Source organism: Bradyrhizobium sp. INPA03-11B (assembly GCF_040446015.1).
GTDB lineage: Bacteria > Pseudomonadota > Alphaproteobacteria > Rhizobiales > Xanthobacteraceae > Bradyrhizobium > Bradyrhizobium macuxiense_A.
The window spans coordinates 32,601-50,122 of record NZ_JASGSR010000023.1 but is presented as its reverse complement, the minus strand read 5'-3'; the positions used below and the strand labels follow the sequence as shown (position 1 = coordinate 50,122).

Sequence of the window (17,522 nt, the reverse complement as noted above, 5' to 3'; positions counted from 1 at the left end):
TGATGAGGGGGACTCTCCCCGGCGTAGTAGCCGGGCTGTTCTGCATGCTGGCAGCGGCACAGGCCGCCGATCAAACGACCGATACGGCGCGCGAGATGCCGAAGAAGGCCGTAACGCTGAAGGCGCCGCCGCCGGCCGAAAAGCCATTCTTCCTGGTCAACGACAACCGCGTCACCGTCTCGCAGTTTTCGGGAGGTGTTCCCGGTTACGCCAAGAACTCGCAGAGCTCGACGCTCGCTTACACGCACTACGACACCTGGGCCTATGGCAGCAACAGCTTCTCGCTGTTGACGTCGAAATACGATCACGGGGCGGCCACCGCGCCGTGCCTCGGATCCGTGCTCGCTCCGACCGGCCGATGCGCCGGTGGCGTCGCGGCGCTGGCATCGATCCGCAGCACATTCGGATGGAACGAATTGTTCGACACCAATGCGTTCTCCGTCGGCCCGCTGACCAATATCTCGTTCCTGGTCGGGGCGGACGCTGCGGTCTCGAATATCTTCATCGCCTCCAGCAACTACGATGTGCTTGCCGGTCTGCAGTTCGGCTTCAGCCTGCCGTACAAGGGCTATTTCAACATCAGTCCGATGTACTTCCAGCGGATGCAGCACGGCGCACAGCTGATGCCCCCGGGTTTCGGCGGCCCGGTGTCGATGCCGCCGCCTTATCCCGGCCTTCCCGACGGCGTGATGCACTTCTCACCGACCTGGGGGCTCGATTTCAACTACTACATGGATCTCGGCTTCCTGCCGGAGACCCTGCGATATTTCTCGATCAGCGGTCGTGCGTCGATCCGCGGCGCGGACGGCAATGGCGGCTACGGTCCATATCCGAGAAGCCCGCTCAACAACCGCACCACCGCCTACGCGCTCGAGCCGGTCCGCCTGACGCTCGACGCGGGCAAGCTGTTCTGGGGAGCGAGCTATGCGCATCTGGTCGACGTCTGGGCCGCGTGGCGATACGAAAAGAACATCGGCGGCTATGCCGAAGCCTATGACACGTCCTGCATCACCAAGGGCGCCTACAATGGCAGTTGTTCGAGCAATGGCATCTACTACGGGATGACCGTGAAGCTGGGCGCGCCGCTGCCGGGAACGCCGGCCCTGTCGCCGTTCGGCACGCCATTCTTGAGCAGCGTCGACAACAGCTTTACCTATGGCGTGCTGCCGAGCGCGACCGCTCCCGGTGAAACCGCAAAGACGGTCAAACAGGTCTACGCCTTCACCCACACCGACAGCTGGGCCTATGGCACCAACCGTCTCTATGCCGAACTGCTGAAGTCCGATCATCGCGATCCGGCTTCGCCCTGTTCGGCGGTCTACAGCCATCCGGCCTTCGGCGTCACCGCGCCTTGCTCGGGCAATATGGAGATCAACGCTTCGCTGCGCAGCACGATCGGGTTCAACGAAGTCTTCAACACCACGGCGTTCAGGGCAGGGGCGCTGCGCAACGTGTCCTTCGAGATCGGCGCCGACGGGCGCACGACGCTGGGCTATGCCGCACCGGCCAAGGAGGCAATCGTCGCCGGCCTGCAATTCGCGTTCGACTTGCCGTTCAAGAGCTACCTGACCATCGCGCCGCTCTACTATCAGGAATGGAATCATTCGGCCTACGCGGTTCCGAACAACGCGGGCAACAGTCCGTATGGGGTCGGACTCTACGGCGTGCCGCCTTACAAGGGCCTGATGCCGGCCGGCTTCACCGGAACGGTCGACGGCAATCTGCATTACGATCCGACCTGGGCGCTCGAGATCGACTATGGCAGCGCGCTCGATTTCCTCCCGGAAAGCCTGCGCTACTTCTCTGTGAGCGGACATGTCGGCATCTACGGGCCGAAGGGCAACGGCGCCTATGGCGGCAACACGCTGCCGTCGAGCTGGAACACCAGGACGGAGGTCAACGCCGAGCCGGTCCGCCTCAGCTTTGACGCCAGCAAGGCGCTGTGGGGCGAAAAAAACGCGCACCTCGTCGAGGCCTTCGTGGCGTACCGCTACTGGCACAACAAGTTCGGCCTTGACGGCAGCAACGCCGCCAACGGCATCTGCTTCTTTGCCAACGGCACGAGCAACAAGAGCTGCACCGAACAGACGGTCTACACCGGCGTGACGGTGAAGTTCTGAGGGGCCTGTCGTTCACCCCTTGGCGATCGGATCACGGTGCCGGGAATTGCGAATAGGATAGTCCCGCGAGGAGCTGCCCAATCGGGTGGCGGTGGAAAAACGCACCCTCGGAACACGTGCGCAATCCGGATCATTTTTGCACCACGGCTGTGCGCATGTTCGCACTAAGCGGCCGATGCAGGTGCGCCTACCTGCAAGGTCCCCGGACGATCCGGGTGTGCAAACCCAGGGAATTGATATGTCGAGATTGGAAGGCAAGGTCGCGGTGATCAGCGGCGGCAACAGCGGCATCGGGCTCGCCATCGCGCAGCGCTTCGTGACGGAAGGCGCGCATGTGTTCATCTTCGGCCGCCGCCAGGACGCGCTCGACAAGGCGGCGAAGCTGATCGGCGGCAGTGTCACCGCGATCCAGGCGGACGCGTCCAGTCTCGAAGACCTCGACCGCGTCGCCGGGACCGTTCGAAAGGCCAAGGGCAGGGTGGACACGGTGGTCTCTAACGCCGGCTTCACCGAACAGGTGCCGCTCCGCGACATCACGGAGGAGCACTACGACCGAACGTTCAACCTGATGGCTAAGGGACCGCTGTTCCTGGTGCAGAAGATGCTACCGATGATGGGCGGCGGCGGATCGATCATCCTGGTATCGTCAGCGATGCACTATATGGGCCTGGCAAACCACTCGACCTATGCGGCAACCAAGGCCGCGGTGCGCTCATATGTCCGGACCTGGGCGGCCGAGTTCAAGGACAGCGGCATCCGCGCCAACCTGCTCAGCCCCGGCCCCGTCGATACGCCGATCCTGGACTCGCAGGCGTCGACGCCCGAGGAGGCCGCCGCGATCCGCAAGATGTATTCCAACTACACGCCGATGCTGAGAATCGGGCGTCCCGAGGAATTGGCCGCAGCAGCCGTCTTCCTCGCCTCGGACGAGAGCTCGTTCATGACCGGCTCGGACATGGTCGTCGACGGCGGCGTCAGCAACGTCTGATCTGCGAACCGGACCTTTCCTGTAGCGGCGCCTGATCAAGGCGCGGGCGGCGCTCGCGTCTTAGAACCTCATCAAATATCCGATGTAGGATTGGCGGGCCGGGGCCGAGAATGCGCTACGGCTTCGCGCTCCGCGGCGCTTCCGCCGCAACGGTGCTCTCGACCGGCTCGTAAGTCTCGGTCACGCAATTGTCGTCGGCTTCCACCTGCCGGCGATCGAAGATCGCGCCTTCGCTGATGAACACGCGATAGGTCTGCGTCCCCAGCGGCTTGCCGATCACTGATGTCAGTTCGGCGCGCACGCAGGCGGTCCAGCCGGTGCCGCGCGGGTCGTGCAGCGGAGCGGAGACCCGCACATGCGACGGCTGCGACCCGGCGGTGAACACCGAATCCAGCTTGCCGGCGACCAGCCGCTTGACGTCCGGAGGCGTCTCGGGCGGCGCCGGCTCGCTGGCCTTGACCTTCAACATCTCCGGCCACACCGCGTGGCTATCCGCCAGCCCGCAGCCGCTCAACATGAAGGCGGCGCCGGCCAGCAGCGCCGCCACGTGTACCTGTCCCTGTCCCATCGGGCGTATTTAATGTGCCGCCGCCAAGATTGCGCCCCCCTGGTGGGGCTGAATTCGCATCGCGCGACGCTTTGTCGATCAACAAATGTCGAGCGGCAAGTTATCTTGGGGTAGAGGTGTTGCCGGATGTTTCTACGGCTGTGGGGGAGAGGGACTGACATGAAAAGCTTGACGGTTGCTGCCGTCATTCTGGCGTTGATCGCGACACCGACCCTGGCCCAGGGCCGGCGAGGCGGCGGGGGCGACGACCGGAAGACGGAGAAGAAGCCCCAGATCGACGAGAAGGCCTATAAGGCCGCGCTCGATCGTATCCCCGAGCCCAAGGAGAAATACGATCCCTGGGGTGTCACCAAGCCGGCCGCCGATCCGGCCAAGAAACCGAAGTAGTCAGTCGAGATAGCCGCTCATCGGGAGCTCATCGGGTTCCTGCGGCGGCTCGACATAATAATCGAAGTCGGCGGCAGCACATTGCCGCACGGCATGAACCTTCACCTGACGGCTTTCGACCCATCTCCGGTATCTTTTGTCGGAGGCCGCCATGCTTCGCCGTTCGCTCCTCAGCCTGATCGTTCCGGTTGCGATCCTGTTCGGTGCCGTGCCGGCATCGGCGGAAAGCCGTCTGGCGCTGGTGATCGGGCAGTCCGCCTACAAGTCGGTGCCCGCGCTGCCCAATCCGGCCAACGACGCCAGGGCCATGTCGCAGATGCTGACGGATGCCGGATTTGCGGTGACGACGGCGTCGGATCTGTCCCAGGATGAGATGCGCGCCCGGATCAGCGACTTCGCCGGTCAGGTGGCGGCGAAGGGCGCCGACACGGTGGCGCTGGTGTTCTATGCCGGGCATGGCCTGCAGATCGATGGCGAGAACTATCTGGTGCCGGTTGACGTCGATCCGAAGCGCGAGGCCGACATCCCGATCCAGGCGGTTCGTCTCAACGACATCCTGAACACGCTGACCTCGGTGCCGAGCCGGATGCGCATCGTGCTGCTCGATGCCTGCCGCAACAATCCTTTCCCGGAACTCGGCAAGACCGCCGGGCACGGGCTTGCCATCGTCGACGCGAAGGTCGGCGCGCCTGGCACCTTCGTGTCGTTCTCGACGTCACCGGGTGCCGAGGCCGAGGACGGCAGCGGTGCCAACAGCCCCTATACGACCGCGTTGCTGGCTTCGGCGAAGGAGCCGGGGATCCCGATCGAGGATACGTTCAAGCGCGTTCGTCTTGCCGTGAACAAGGCGACCGATGGCCGCCAGACACCGTGGGACTCCTCGTCGCTCACCGACGACTTCCGCTTCATGGCAGGTCCTTCGTCCTCGCCCGCGGCCACGCCGGCGCCGGCCGCGACCAAGCGCACCGTCGACGAGTGGAAGCGCGAATTGCAGGGCAAGCCGATCGAGGCTGCAAACGAACTGATCGTGGTTGATGGCACCGACGAAGCCTATGAAGCCTTCGCCGCGATCTTTGCCGGCACGCCGCGCGGCCTGCAGGCGCGCGACTGGCTCGACCGGCATCGCCGCATGGTGGCGTGGAACGACGCTGTTCTCGCCAACACCGCGGCGGCCTATCGCAGTTTCCTCGTGCTGTATCCCGACAGCGATCTCACGGCCACCGCGCGCAAGATGATCGAACGGTTGCGTTACCGTCCCGACCTGACGCCGGCCACAGCGCTCAGCGTGCCCGCGACCAATGTCGCGCTGGCGGCGCCGACGTGTCCCTGCAACGCCGCGCCGCCGGAGCAGCAGAAGGCTGCCGCGCCCGCGAAGAAGCGCGCCGATCCCGATCCGCCGCGGCGCGCAGGCAAGCGCCCGCCGCGCGTCGTGGTCGAGGACGACGTCGTGGTGGTGCGCCGGCCGCCTCCTGCCGTGGTCTACGAGCCTGTCGGACCGCCGATCGGAATCGGGATTGGCATCCGCGGCGGCTATCGCGGCAATTATGGCGGCGGCTATCACAGGGGTGGATACTGAGGCGCCAATCGCGTAAAGGCTTTCCCGCATGAGATGCGGCGTCCGATGATCGCATCTTGCGGGAGGACGCAATGCGGTCCCTGTTTCGCCTGCTCGCCGCCCTGGTGCTTTGCGTACAACCGGCACTCGCCTGGGAGTATTGGGGAGGGGATCGCGGGGGACAACGTTTCTCGCCGCTGACGCAGATCACGGCGGACAATGTCGGCACGCTGGTGCGTGGCTGGGAATTCCGCACCGGCGATCTCGACGCTCGCCTGCCCGAGGTCATGAAGCGCACCAAGTTCGAGGTGACGCCGCTGTTCGTCGAGGACAGCCTGATCTTCTGCACGCCGTTCAACGAAGTGATCGCGCTCGATCCCGGCACCGGTGCGCAGAAATGGCGCTTCGATCCGAAGATCAGCATGGCGCAGCGGCCGGCCAACCGCTTCGTCTGCCGCGGCGTCGCGCACTGGACCGATGATCGCGCGGCCGAAGGTGCGGCCTGCAAGTCACGGATCTTCACCGGCACCAATGACACGCGCCTGATCGCGCTCGATGCCAGGACCGGCAAGCCCTGCGCCGATTTCGGCAATGGCGGCGAGATCAAGATCGATGCCGGCATGAAGCTGGAATGGCCGGGCGAATTCCAGATCACGTCGGCGCCGGTGACCGGCCGCGGCGTGGTCGTGGTCGGGTCGGCGATCGGCGACAACCGGCGGGTCGACGCGCCGGTCGGCGCAGTGCGCGCCTTCGATGCACGGACCGGCCAGCCGCGCTGGACCTTCGATCCGCTGGTGCACGACAGCGTCGAGGCCGGCCACAGCAATGTCTGGGCGCCGATGTCGGTGGACGAGGAGCGCGGCCTGGTGTTCCTGCCGACGACATCGCCCAGTCCCGATTTCTGGGGCGGCAAGCGCCCCGGCAATGACGAGCACGCCAATTCGGTGGTCGCGCTGCGGATCGAGACCGGCGAGCTCGCCTGGGCCTTCCAGACCGTGCATCACGACGTCTGGGATTATGACCTGCCGGCGCAGCCGACGCTGGCGCGGATCGACACCGGCAACGGCATGCGTGACGTCGTGATCCAGCCGACCAAGCAGGGCTTTGTATTCGTGCTCGATCGCGACACCGGCAAGCCGGTGTGGCCGGTCGAGGAACGCGCGGTGCCGCAGAACGGCGCCGAGGGCGAGAAGCTGTCGCCGACGCAGCCGTTTCCGACCCATGTGCCGCCATTGCTGACACAGCGCATGACGGCCGATGATGTCGGCGGCATGCTGCCGGGCGTCGGTAGCTCGGCATGCGAGAAGCTGCTCGCGCAATCCCGCAATGAGGGGCTCTACACGCCGCCGTCGACGCAAGGCACGATCGTCTATCCGATGACCGGCGGCGGCGTGAACTGGGGCAGCGCGGCGTTCGATCCGGTCAACCAGATCCTCCTCGCCAATGTCAGCCATGCGGCGCATGTCATTACCTTGATCCCGCGCGACCAGGCCAAGGGCTTCAATCCGCCGCCCGGCCATGATTTCGGCCAGCAGCAGGGCGCGCCGTTTGCGATGTCGCGGGCGCTGGCGAGCACGGAGGTTGGCTCGCCGTGCAACAAGCCGCCATGGGGCGAGACGGTGGCGGTCGATCTCAAGGCCGGCAAGGTGCTCTGGCATTCGACGGTCGGCACCAGCGAGGATCTCGCGCCGCTCGGCATCGCGCTCAATACCGGCACGCCGCTGCTCAGCGGCGTCGCGATCACCGCGGGCGGACTGGTGTTCACCGGCGCGATGGATGCCTATCTGCGCGCGTTCGATGTCAAGTCGGGAAAACAATTGTGGCTCGGCCGGCTTCCGGTGCCAGGCGTCGCCAATCCGATGACCTATCTGTGGAAGGGCGAGCAGTATATCGCGATCGGTGCCGGCGGTCATTCCGAAGGCGGCACATCGATCGGCGACAGCGTCGTCGCGTTTCGCCTGCCGCGTCAGGGCGAAGCTGTTTCGCCTCTCGCGCGCCTGATCGATCGTCCCGGTGGACGGTTTGCTGCGAAGGCACTCGCGGCCGGCGTGGTGGTGATCGCGCTGATCGGACTGATCTGGCGTTGGCGCAGGAAGCGCCGCATCAGCGCGGCGTAGTGCGGCAGCGCGCGCGTTGCGCCGTTGCATGACAAATCAGCGACATCGGTTCAGCGACATCGGTTCTCAATGCGTGCATCGAAACGACGTGCAGGCGAACGCGCGCGATGTCATGCTTGCGTTCGCCGCGACGCTTCGCTTACGAGGTCGCGAGCGGACGCGCCGGGTGCCCGGCGGCCGGTTCATTTCAGATCATTGCCCATGGAGATTGCGATGAAGATCACTGCCTCGATCATGCTTGCCGCCGCGCTTGCGCTGTCGTCCGCGCCGGCCAACGCCACCGTCCTCGATCTCTCGACCATGACCTGCAAGCAGTTCGTCGAAGGCGGCGACGACACCATCAAGATGGTGCTGGTCTGGATGGACGGCTGGTACAAGGGCGATTCCGACGAGGCGATCATCGACACCGAGGTGTTCACCGAGAACGCCAAGAAGTTCGGTACCTATTGCGGAAAGAATCCGACCATCAGCATCGTCAACGCCGCCGAAGCCGTGCTCGGCAAGTAATCATCCCGGCAGCATCGCGAACGCGCTCGACACCATCGCCACCGGCTTGTTGTCGGTGGCGGAGGATAGCGTGACGCGGCCGAAGCTCATGGTGCGGCCGAGCCGAACCACACGGGCATCGGCCAGCACGTCGGAGGCGGTCACCGCGCGCATGAAATGCGTGGTCTGGTCGACCGTCGTCATCGGGCGATAGCCCTTGTTGGCCGCGAGATTGGCGAGCACCATCGCGGTGTCGGCGAACGCCATCAAGGCCTGGCCGCAGACGATGCCGCCGTTGCGGCACAGCCGCTCCGAGAACGGCATGCGCAGGATGGCGCCGGGCTGCCAATCGGCAGCGTTGCCGGGCGGCGGCGTGAACTCGAACTGCTCGATCGACAGATTGAGGTCCTGCACCCACGGCGCAAAGACGTCGCCGAGCACCCGTCGCGCCTCGTCGATCCCGAATTCACCGGCCTGCTGCATGACGTCCCGTTTCCCCTGTTGATTTGTTGTTCTCTATCTATCGCCTAATTGCGCGTGACATGCACGCGCGGCGTGTTGCCGGCATTCCACTTGCCGTCGATCGCCCGTTCGATCTGGGCAGCGAGCTGCAGCAGCAGGCCGTCATCGGCCTGTTTCGCGATCGCCTGGATGCCGAGCGGCAGGCCGTGCTCGTTGGTCGCGAGCGGCAGCGAGATCGCCGGGATGCCGCAGAGATTGGCGAGCGGCGTGAAGGCGAAGTTGCGCCAGAGATTGCCGAACCAGTCCAGCACCGACGGATTGTCGCTGATGGTGAGATATTCCGTGGTGCCGACCTTCGGCGTCGGCAGCGCCGTGATCGGGGTCAGGATGATGTCCCAGTCCTCGAAGAAGGCGCCGAAGCCGCGCGCGGTCGTGTTGAACACGGCCTGCATGCGCGCGCGATCGGCGAAGCTAAAGTCGCGGCCATGCTCCCAGATGCGGATATTGATCGGCTCGATCAGGTCCGCCGGCGGCCGCGTCAGGCCGCGCGCCGCGAGCATGTTGCCGATGACGACGGCGAAATTGCTGATGTAGCAGGTGGTCTGCGCTGCGAACGCCTCGGCGTAGTCGATCGACGGCAGTGCGTAATCGACCTGATGGCCGAGGCCTTCGAGGAAGCGTCCGACCCGCTCGAGCTCGGCGGTGATATGCGGCGTCGCGCGGTAGTCGCCCCAGGTGTGCGACAGCGCGATCTTGAGACGGCCGGGATCGCGCGCGATCATTGCTGTATACGGCTCCGGCGGTGTCCAGAATGGCATGAACTCGCCGGGCGCAGGTCCGCGACACGCGTCGACGAAGGCGGCGGTGTCGCGCACCGAGCGCGACTGGCAGCCCTGGATCGAAACGAGGCCAGTGAGATCGGACAGATGCGGCGCGAGCGAGAACACGCCGCGTGATACTTTCAGTCCGATATTGCCGTTGACGCCGGCGGGAATCCGGATCGAGCCGCCGCCGTCGGTCGCATGCGCGATCGGCACCGCGCCGGCGGCAACCATTGCCGCGCTGCCGGCCGACGAGCCGCAGGTGGTGTAGTCGGTATTCCAGGGATTGCGCGTGACATAGACCGCGGGGTTTTCGGCCGAGCTGCAGACCCCGAACTCCGGCGTGGTGGTGCGGCCGATCAAATTGAGGCCGGCCTTGCGCAGCTTGGTGGTCAGGAAGGTGTCGGCTGCGGCGCGGTTGCCGCGCATCATCAGCGAGCCCATCTCCTGCAACCGTCCCTTCAAGGTCGGGCCGAGATCCTTCATCAGGAAGGGCAGGCCGGCGAACGGGCCGTTGAGGTCGGCGCCGTCGCGCGCGGGATCTGCGATCACGTCGTCGAACAGCTCGACCACGCCTGACAGCGCGGGATCGACCTTGGCGACGGCGCTGGCTGCCTGCGCCGCCAGCTCCCGCGGCGTCAGCTCGCCGTTGCGGACGCGCTCGGCGAGCGCCGTCCCGTCATGCCGCGTCCATTCGTCCCAGCTCATCGCCAAAGTCATGTCGTCGATTCCTTTTCTGCTTTGTTGCGCACTGTAATTTGCAGAGCCGCCCGGTCAAACCGTCGCGCTTGCGCTGCGTTCCGACGCGCCCGCGCTGCGCTCCGACGCGCTTGCGCTACGCTCCGAGGCGCGCTTGCGCTGCGCTCCGACGCGCTTGCGCTGCGCTGCAAGCGCCGTGCCCGGCTTGAAAATGCCCCAGTTTTGGCGCCCAATTGCCCTTCGTCAGCGTTGGGGGCGTACATGTTCCGCAGGTTGGTGTTGCTGGGCGGCGTGATCGCGATCGGGCTTGCGCTTGGTGGGTGCACGCGTTGCGGTCCGATCTGGGACGACTGGATGCAGTCGCCGAAATCCTGCAAATCAGACCACCTCTAGGGCAGGGACGGACGCGCTTGGCGACCGCTTTCTTGCGGTGATATACCGCGGACGAAAATGCAGGGAGCGTTGTGATGAGAGTTTTGTGCGCAGTTGCGGTCGCGGTGCTGCTGTCGGCGCCGGCCTATGCGCAAATGCCGAACGTCAATCTGATGCCTGAGGTCAAGACCAAGACCCAGGACGAGAAGGATCGGGACGCGGTCAACGACCGGGCCTACAAGGACTCGCTGAGCAAGATTCCGGATGCCAAGGGTTCGTCCGATCCCTGGGGCGCGGTGCGCAGCGATGCGCCGAAGGCGGCGGCCCATCCCGCCAAGCCGAAGACCAAGACCGGAAGCTCCGCGCAGTAACGCGCGTTCGGGGCGGCTTCCACTTCCTGCGGACTCGGATTCTCGCGGCGTCGCCCCTATATTGGGGGCGTCGTCAGTTGGTCCGGAGTTGCGGCAATGGTGTTTCGTCCGCGCGATCTCGCCAGCCGGATGGCTGCGCGGCGCAAGCCGGATGACGGCTATTTGCGCGAGACCTTCAGCCTGCCGCGCGATCAGGCTCGCCTGCGGGCGCGCGCCTTTCTCAAGCGCTATCCGAAGGCCGCCTATATGAGCGCGGTCGAGAGCTGGCGTGAACTGCCCGGCGGCGAGATCGAGTTCACGATGCGGCGGCTGGCCAGCGCGGACTGAAGCGCACAGTCCGTTTGGCTTGCGCGGCGGATCCGATCGAACCGGCCGCGCCTCAATCGTGATTGCTCTGCCCGCGGGGGCGTCCCAGCCCGAGATTGTTCAGCTCGCGGTCGATCCGCAGCTGCACGCGGCGGATCGCCAGAAGGTCGAGTTTCGCTTCGGTCTTGCCGGTGAAGACCCGGTCGCCGATCTGGAAACGCCATTTCCAGACGCCGGCCGTGACCTGCGTGACGCTGAATTCGACGCCCTTGTGAATCATCTGAAACGGTTCCGCGAAGGAATGGCGGTCGTCGACAATTAAACTAAAGGTTGTAGTAATAATTAACACTCGTAAAACGATGTTGTGAACCGCGGCGGCCGTCCGGGCGTCGGTGTGAATCCCGAAGTGGACCCATCCGCCGGCGGCACGCGATGTCTTGCGACACGAAATCTGGCGTTGGCCCCGGCGCGCCCATGTTACGAACACTGGCGGAAGCCGAGTCTTCCCGTGAAGGCTACGTAGTTTTTTTGGGGGTCAGGAGGGGTACCAAGGTAGTATGCAGATTGTGCCAATCGGGCGCCGCTACCTCCAAATCCGCCGGTAACTCGTTGATTATTCGGGACACTTGCGACGAGGGTGGATCCGCCTGCTCGCGGAACTTTGTTCTAGCCCGGAGAACTACGGATCGCGCCGGACCGCTATCCAAACGGCCCGAGAACAGGCCCACGCCGCGTTCCGGAGCGCTGACCTTTTCAAGCCGATCGGACGCCGAAAGCACAACGCCGCCCGCTTGAAATCAGTGCGGACGGCGTTGGCCCTAGCCCCAGGAAGGTGTGCAAAATCCTGATGACTGGAAGCCTATACAATCTGTGCCAGAGGACATGTCCCGAATTGGCTATCACGGTTGCCAACCTCGGGCGACTCGGCCTCAGCGCGCAGCAGGAACAGATGGCGTCCCATGGAAAATGATGGGGCCAGAACATTTACTATGCCGCCTCGGTAGTCCTACTGAGAACATCGGCCAGGCCGCGGTTTCCGTTCGCTCCATCCGATGCGAAGGCATTCAGCCGATGCCGTCCCCGTCAGGACGCTCGCGCAGGGAACCAGGACACGCCGGCAATAGGAACGAGCGCACCGCACTCCGGATTATCTCCTGTTCGGGTGCTGTTCCTGCCGGGCAGCATCGGGACGACCAAAGTGCAACTCGGCCCCGGTTAGTGCCCACTCGCTGGGGCCGTTTTTAGCGCCTCCGATCCGCAAGAGAGGAGCCGCGCGAATCCGAGGCGGCTGCGGGCATGGCGTTTGACCAGCCTGGCCAAGCACTTAGCGGGCTCAAACTCGCGGGCAGCCGGAGAACTGCGAACGAATTGGGCACCATCGAAATCTATATGCCCAGAAGCGTGCATAATCTCGCGGGCGTGTCGCACAAACCGCATATTGATTGATGGCCGTATAAAAGCCGGCGGGCGTTAGAACATCCCGTGATCGCAGCACGGGTCGCGCTGCCGAGAACATCGGCTAAGTCATGGTTTCCCTTTGCTTGATCCGAACGGCGAGATTCCCAAATCCGATTGGGGACCCGCGCGCCGGAATGTGCACAGCGCTTCGGTGCTGTCCTAGTTACGACACTCGCAGACGGGAATTAGGACACTCGTCAAAGCGAGGTAATCCGGGATGGATCATCACCGGCTCCGCCGTTCAGATACAATGTGATTGCGCTCACAGTGAGCGCTAGTGGGACGACTCCGGCCGCCATCTAGCCCCTGCGAGCGCGCCGGGGCCGTCTCGGACATCACTAATGATCAGTTCCGTTCTTCGGAACACCGTGCTCTCCCGGAATCCTCAAACCTGTGGATAAGTGTAAAGTAGCTCTTGCCGAGGTGAGAGCATTTCAGGGCGTGAGATTTTCGAGAATTTCCTTGGCTGGGGGCCGCAATACGCGAGCGGCCCCCTCTCGTTTCAGCCGGCGCGGTAAGGCGGCCTCAGCATCACCTCCAAGGGTGCTGGGGCCGTTTCTTATGACACCGTCACTGACTTGCCTAAGTGAATGCGGGAACGGTTATCCGGCCGCATACTAGCGCCATGTTCGATCAGATAGACGTCGGCGAATACGCCGTGATTGGCTTTGGGTTGGTCGGCCTCGCTGTGGGCGCGGCCTATATCCTCGTGTCCTAAAGCCACCTCAGGGATGACACGTAACCTTGGCCCCGGCTTGCACCCCCTCGCTGGGGCCGCTTCTTTGGGATTTAGGGGGGCGGGTCGCGCGCCATTATGGGCGGCAGGTCGTTCAGTTTTCTTTGGCGTTGCCGCCGCCGTCAAGTGCGCAGGAAAAGCCCGCGCCCAAGCCGCCATCATGGCGACGAATCTAAAAGCGAAAGAGGCCGCCAACTGAGGCGGCCTTACCGTAGACCAATCCGAGCCACGGCGATTCCCGCGATTTTTTTCGGATCGCTGATGCCTGTAGCACCGGCCTCAATAACCTTGCGGGCCACCATCTCACAAAGCGGATCATTGCGATCAACGAGGTCCATCGCACGCAAGGCGAGGTCAAAGGCCTGGCTTAGCAGCTCGACCTCTTCTGACGTATATTCGCCGGCCTTCAGCAAACGGCTGATTGGCATTTGTCCCGCTCCCTGCCAGAGCGCAAGTTCCGCTTTATAGCACAGGAACCCCGTTCACCCACGGAGAACCCCGGGACGGAAGCTGGCACAAACTGCATAGTGAATCTTATGGCTGCATAAAGAGCCGGGGATGGGCAGAACATTCGGTGACCTCCGCTCGGTAGTCCTACCGAGAACGTCGGCTAAGCCATAGTTTCCGTTCGCTTAATCCGAACTAGGGCACTTTCAAATTCAATCTAGGACACTGGGCTTAAATACGGACAGCGCCTAAATTTCCAAAAGAACATATTGCGAACATGGAACAAACGTGGTACGGGATTCCTATCAACAACGCATTCCGTCTGATCTCACCCGCCGTTTGTCCCGCTAGCGAATCCTCGCCATAAGGAGCACATCCCAAATGTCCGCCACCGCACTGCGTATCGTCGAAGGATCCTCCATGGACAAGTCCAAGGCCCTCTCAGCCGCGCTCTCCCAGATCGAGCGCCAGTTCGGCAAGGGCTCGGTGATGAAGCTCGGCAAGAACGACCGCTCGATGGATGTCGAGACGGTGTCGTCGGGATCGCTCGGGCTCGACATCGCGCTCGGCGTCGGCGGCCTGCCGAAGGGGCGCATCGTCGAGATCTACGGTCCGGAATCCTCGGGCAAGACCACGCTGGCGCTGCACACGGTGGCAGAAGGCCAGAAGAAGGGCGGCATCTGCGCCTTCATCGACGCCGAACATGCGCTCGATCCGGTCTATGCGCGCAAGCTCGGCGTCAACATCGACGAGCTCCTGATCTCGCAGCCGGACACCGGCGAGCAGGCGCTGGAAATCTGCGACACGCTGGTGCGCTCCGGTGCGGTCGATGTGCTGGTGGTCGATTCTGTCGCGGCGCTGGTGCCGAAGGCCGAGCTCGAGGGCGAGATGGGCGATGCGCTGCCGGGCCTGCAGGCGCGCCTGATGAGCCAGGCGCTGCGCAAGCTCACCGCCTCGATCAACAAGTCGAACACGATGGTGATCTTCATCAACCAGATCCGCATGAAGATCGGTGTGATGTACGGTTCGCCGGAAACCACCACCGGCGGCAATGCGTTGAAGTTCTATGCCTCGGTCCGCCTCGACATCCGCCGCATCGGCGCGATCAAGGAGCGCGACGAGGTGGTCGGCAACACCACCCGCGTCAAGGTGGTGAAGAACAAGCTGGCGCCGCCCTTCAAGCAGGTCGAGTTCGACATCATGTACGGCGAGGGCGTTTCCAAGATGGGCGAGATCCTCGACCTCGGCGTCAAGGCCGGTCTCGTCGAGAAGTCGGGTGCCTGGTTCTCCTATGACAGCCAGCGGCTCGGCCAGGGTCGCGAGAATTCGAAGGCGTTCCTGCGCGCCAATCCCGATATCACCACCAAGATCGAAGCCGCGATCCGGCAGAACTCCGGCCTGATCTCCGAGCAGATCCTCGCCGGCGCGCCCGAGCGTGACGCCGACGGCGAGGAGCCGACGGAGGAGTAGACCTCAAGCAGACATGATTTCGCTGGAAGCGGGCGCTGAGGACGTTGAGTTGCCGACGTCTCCGGCGCCCGTTTTGTTTTGCTGCACTCGTTGAGCAAACCAACGATGACTGCCATGACACGTCTGATCCTGGCGACGAGCGATCTTGCGGGCACCATGCTCAGACGGGCAGGGCAGGCCGATATCGCCATTGGCTTCAGGCCGCGCTTCGTTTGGGGAGCGCTGCCGTCTCGCGCCGAGCTTGCGAGCTCGTTGGAGCGACGCTCCGCCGAACATCATGACTTCGGCACGCATTGGCTCGACGTCGCAAGCCGGAAACACCTCGCTCCGGTAGGCGATCATTCTCTCAGTTTGCTCGAATTCTGCGATCGCTGCAGCAGCATCGAGCTCTGGGCCGATCCCCGCCCGAACGACCAGCTAGTCCTGGTCTGGCTGCTCGACTTTCTGCGTCCTCACCGGCGTATCCTGTCGAAGCTCGTGGTGGTCCAGACGGATGTCGAGATCGTCGCCGCACGCGGAGGTGCTGGCCTGGCACAATGGCGATTGCCGAAACTCACAATGACGGATCAGCGTCTGGAACTGGCCAGCCGCGCCTGGACACGCATCCACACCGCAGCCCTGCTTCGACCTCCTGGCGGAAGACCTGTCGGTCATACCGCAGCTCCGCGCGGCGCTCATCGCACTGTTCGAGGAGCTTCCCGATCAGGAAACCGGTCTTGGCGCGACCGAATTGCGAATGCTGGAGCTCGTCGCTGAAGGCGAGACCAAGCCGGGGCCCATCACAAGTGATCTGTACAGGGAACGCGGCGTGTTCGATTTTCAGGAAGCACACCTGGTGCTGGATGGGCTCGCATATTGTCGATCGCCTGTCCTTGCTGGATTGCCTGCAGAGCGCGTTGTGGTGGACAATTCGAAGGCGCATCAAGAACGAATGTTCAGTCGGCTGTCGGTCACTGATTTTGGCCAGGAGGTGCTGGATGGTGAACTCGACTTCAGCCAGTACAACCCGATCCATCGCTGGTGGGGCGGCACGGAGTTGACCAACGACCGGCTGTGGCGCTGGGACGCGCTGGGCCGCACCCTGGTCGCCCCATAGCTGAAACTGGCCTGAGCGCAGGGTGGCCCGTCATGACTCGACTCGTCCTCACCTTCACTGATAGCGGAGCGGGCGCCGTGAAGGCGGCACGGTTTGCCGATTCCGTGATCGGTGTCGAATTGCAGTTCGCTTGCGGAAGATTGCCGGCGTCAAGCGAACTCGATGCGATGTTCTCGCGACGCGCGGCTTCGAGCGGTGCCGGAGCCCACTGGCTGGACAATCTCACCGGTCGATCGCTCGAGGACGCGCATCGTCAGGGTCTGGGATTGATTGAATTCTGCGAGCGCTTCGATGCCGTCGATCTATGGGTCGATCCCGATCCGAACTCGCAGTTGCAGTTGGTCTGGCTGCTGGATTACCTGCGGCCGCACCCAACCGTCAGATCCAGGCTTGCGATACTGCAGGCGGATCGCGCCATCGGCGAGCAGCAGCCGACCGAGTTGACGGCTTGGCAGCCGCGCGTGGTCCCCATCGGTACCCAGCATCTCGAAGCCGCCAGCGCCGCGTGGAGAGCCTGGGGCGCGTCAACGCCGGAAGCCTGGTTCATTCTGCTGAATCAGGATCTGGGCGCGCTGCCGCAATTGCGAAACTCAGTCGTCGCGCTGCTGGAGGAACTTCCATGGCGTAGCTCTGGGCTCAGCGCGACGGAAATGCGGATGCTGGAGTTGATATCTACTGGACATGTCCATCCGTACGACCTGTTTCCCGGGCACGAGAAACTCAACGCTCGGCGGACGTTCGGTTATTGGCAGACAGGGGCTCTGCTGGATGGTCTGGCCCGTTGTCCTGTGCCTGCCATCTCAGGCCTCGATGAGGGCCCATTCGATCTCGACATGCATGAAGACCCTGACCGTCATCAGCGCTACAAGCTCAGCCGGCTCGTGCTGACCGGCCTCGGCAAATCGATCGTCGAGGGCGCTGCCGACTTCAGCCAGTACAATCCGATCCATCGCTGGTGGGGCGGCACGGAGTTGACCAATGACCGGCTGTGGCGTTGGGACACGGAGAGCCGCGCCCTGATCGACCCGTAAGGCTTGGTTGCGGGACGCCAGCAGGCGTCGCT

Annotated in this window: 19 protein-coding genes; 13 read left to right on the top strand and 6 right to left on the bottom strand. The window is 63.9% G+C overall.

What is annotated here, in order from left to right:
* Nucleotides 1–2: 2 nt before the first annotated feature.
* Together QMZ05_RS12200 and QMZ05_RS12195 are read left to right on the top strand one after the other, a co-directional pair.
* Complete coding sequence (locus QMZ05_RS12200) at nt 3–2,120, top strand: hypothetical protein (RefSeq protein WP_353700958.1); 2,118 nt, start codon at nt 3–5, stop codon at nt 2,118–2,120.
* A 238-nt stretch (nt 2,121–2,358) separates the two neighbouring features.
* Nucleotides 2,359–3,108: an SDR family oxidoreductase gene (locus tag QMZ05_RS12195; RefSeq protein ID WP_353700957.1), complete on the top strand. Its 750-nt coding sequence runs from the start codon at nt 2,359–2,361 to the stop codon at nt 3,106–3,108.
* Nucleotides 3,109–3,223: 115 nt separating this feature from the next.
* On the opposite strand, the gene QMZ05_RS12190 is transcribed toward QMZ05_RS12195, so the two are convergent.
* A complete protein-coding gene (locus tag QMZ05_RS12190; protein ID WP_353700956.1) occupies nt 3,224–3,655 on the bottom strand; it encodes a hypothetical protein in 432 nt (143 codons plus the stop codon).
* A 180-nt stretch (nt 3,656–3,835) separates the two neighbouring features.
* Here QMZ05_RS12190 and QMZ05_RS12185 point away from each other — a divergent pair, with 180 nt between their 5' ends.
* Nucleotides 3,836–4,063: a hypothetical protein gene (locus QMZ05_RS12185; protein WP_353700955.1), complete on the top strand. Its 228-nt coding sequence runs from the start codon at nt 3,836–3,838 to the stop codon at nt 4,061–4,063.
* On the opposite strand, the gene QMZ05_RS12180 is transcribed toward QMZ05_RS12185, so the two are convergent.
* Nucleotides 4,064–4,216, bottom strand: coding sequence for a hypothetical protein (locus QMZ05_RS12180; protein WP_353700954.1), 153 nt, complete (start codon nt 4,214–4,216; stop codon nt 4,064–4,066). It abuts the gene before it with no gap.
* Between QMZ05_RS12180 and QMZ05_RS12175 the strand changes: the two genes are divergently transcribed.
* The 3 genes from QMZ05_RS12175 (at nt 4,215) to QMZ05_RS12165 (ending at nt 8,242) form a co-directional block, all read left to right on the top strand.
* Nucleotides 4,215–5,639: a caspase family protein gene (locus QMZ05_RS12175; RefSeq protein ID WP_353700953.1), complete on the top strand. Its 1,425-nt coding sequence runs from the start codon at nt 4,215–4,217 to the stop codon at nt 5,637–5,639. The two genes, QMZ05_RS12180 and QMZ05_RS12175, sit on opposite strands and share 2 nt — an antisense overlap.
* 71 nt (nt 5,640–5,710) lie before the next feature.
* Nucleotides 5,711–7,735, top strand: a complete 2,025-nt coding sequence (locus tag QMZ05_RS12170) for a pyrroloquinoline quinone-dependent dehydrogenase (protein WP_353700952.1) — start codon at nt 5,711–5,713, stop codon at nt 7,733–7,735.
* A 213-nt stretch (nt 7,736–7,948) separates the two neighbouring features.
* On the top strand, nt 7,949–8,242 hold the full coding sequence (locus QMZ05_RS12165) for an HdeA/HdeB family chaperone (RefSeq protein WP_353700951.1): 294 nt from the start codon (nt 7,949–7,951) through the stop codon (nt 8,240–8,242).
* On the opposite strand, the gene QMZ05_RS12160 is transcribed toward QMZ05_RS12165, so the two are convergent.
* Both QMZ05_RS12160 and QMZ05_RS12155 read right to left on the bottom strand, forming a co-directional pair.
* Nucleotides 8,243–8,704 carry a PaaI family thioesterase gene (locus tag QMZ05_RS12160; protein WP_050421254.1) on the bottom strand — a complete coding sequence of 154 codons (462 nt, stop codon included), beginning with the start codon at nt 8,702–8,704 and terminating at the stop codon, nt 8,243–8,245.
* 44 nt (nt 8,705–8,748) lie between these two features.
* Entirely contained in the window at nt 8,749–10,224 is a 1,476-nt protein-coding gene (locus tag QMZ05_RS12155; RefSeq protein WP_353700950.1) for an amidase, read from the bottom strand.
* A gap of 240 nt (nt 10,225–10,464) precedes the next feature.
* Between QMZ05_RS12155 and QMZ05_RS12150 the strand changes: the two genes are divergently transcribed.
* The 3 genes from QMZ05_RS12150 (at nt 10,465) to QMZ05_RS12140 (ending at nt 11,273) form a co-directional block, all read left to right on the top strand.
* Nucleotides 10,465–10,596: a hypothetical protein gene (locus tag QMZ05_RS12150; RefSeq protein ID WP_050421256.1), complete on the top strand. Its 132-nt coding sequence runs from the start codon at nt 10,465–10,467 to the stop codon at nt 10,594–10,596.
* Between the two features lie 74 nt (nt 10,597–10,670).
* Nucleotides 10,671–10,946, top strand: coding sequence for a hypothetical protein (locus QMZ05_RS12145; protein ID WP_279705357.1), 276 nt, complete (start codon nt 10,671–10,673; stop codon nt 10,944–10,946).
* Nucleotides 10,947–11,042: 96 nt separating this feature from the next.
* Complete coding sequence (locus tag QMZ05_RS12140) at nt 11,043–11,273, top strand: hypothetical protein (RefSeq protein WP_050421258.1); 231 nt, start codon at nt 11,043–11,045, stop codon at nt 11,271–11,273.
* A 52-nt stretch (nt 11,274–11,325) separates the two neighbouring features.
* Here QMZ05_RS12140 and QMZ05_RS12135 read toward each other — a convergent pair whose 3' ends face one another.
* Both QMZ05_RS12135 and QMZ05_RS12130 read right to left on the bottom strand, forming a co-directional pair.
* The gene (locus tag QMZ05_RS12135; RefSeq protein WP_353700949.1) at nt 11,326–11,532 is read right to left on the bottom strand and encodes a hypothetical protein; all 207 of its coding nucleotides are present in this window, start codon (nt 11,530–11,532) and stop codon (nt 11,326–11,328) included.
* 2,120 nt (nt 11,533–13,652) lie between these two features.
* Nucleotides 13,653–13,874: a hypothetical protein gene (locus QMZ05_RS12130; protein WP_353700948.1), complete on the bottom strand. Its 222-nt coding sequence runs from the start codon at nt 13,872–13,874 to the stop codon at nt 13,653–13,655.
* 400 nt (nt 13,875–14,274) lie between these two features.
* Between QMZ05_RS12130 and recA the strand changes: the two genes are divergently transcribed.
* The 4 genes from recA (at nt 14,275) to QMZ05_RS12110 (ending at nt 17,490) form a co-directional block, all read left to right on the top strand.
* Nucleotides 14,275–15,363 (top strand): recombinase RecA, encoded by a 1,089-nt coding sequence (gene recA / locus QMZ05_RS12125; RefSeq protein WP_146988083.1) that lies wholly within the window; start codon nt 14,275–14,277, stop codon nt 15,361–15,363.
* Between the two features lie 114 nt (nt 15,364–15,477).
* Entirely contained in the window at nt 15,478–16,119 is a 642-nt protein-coding gene (locus QMZ05_RS12120; protein WP_353700947.1) for a hypothetical protein, read from the top strand.
* Entirely contained in the window at nt 16,100–16,459 is a 360-nt protein-coding gene (locus QMZ05_RS12115; RefSeq protein ID WP_353700946.1) for a hypothetical protein, read from the top strand. The genes QMZ05_RS12120 and QMZ05_RS12115 overlap by 20 nt, the downstream gene beginning before the upstream one ends.
* A gap of 32 nt (nt 16,460–16,491) precedes the next feature.
* On the top strand, nt 16,492–17,490 hold the full coding sequence (locus tag QMZ05_RS12110) for a hypothetical protein (RefSeq protein ID WP_353700945.1): 999 nt from the start codon (nt 16,492–16,494) through the stop codon (nt 17,488–17,490).
* Nucleotides 17,491–17,522 lie beyond the last annotated feature (32 nt).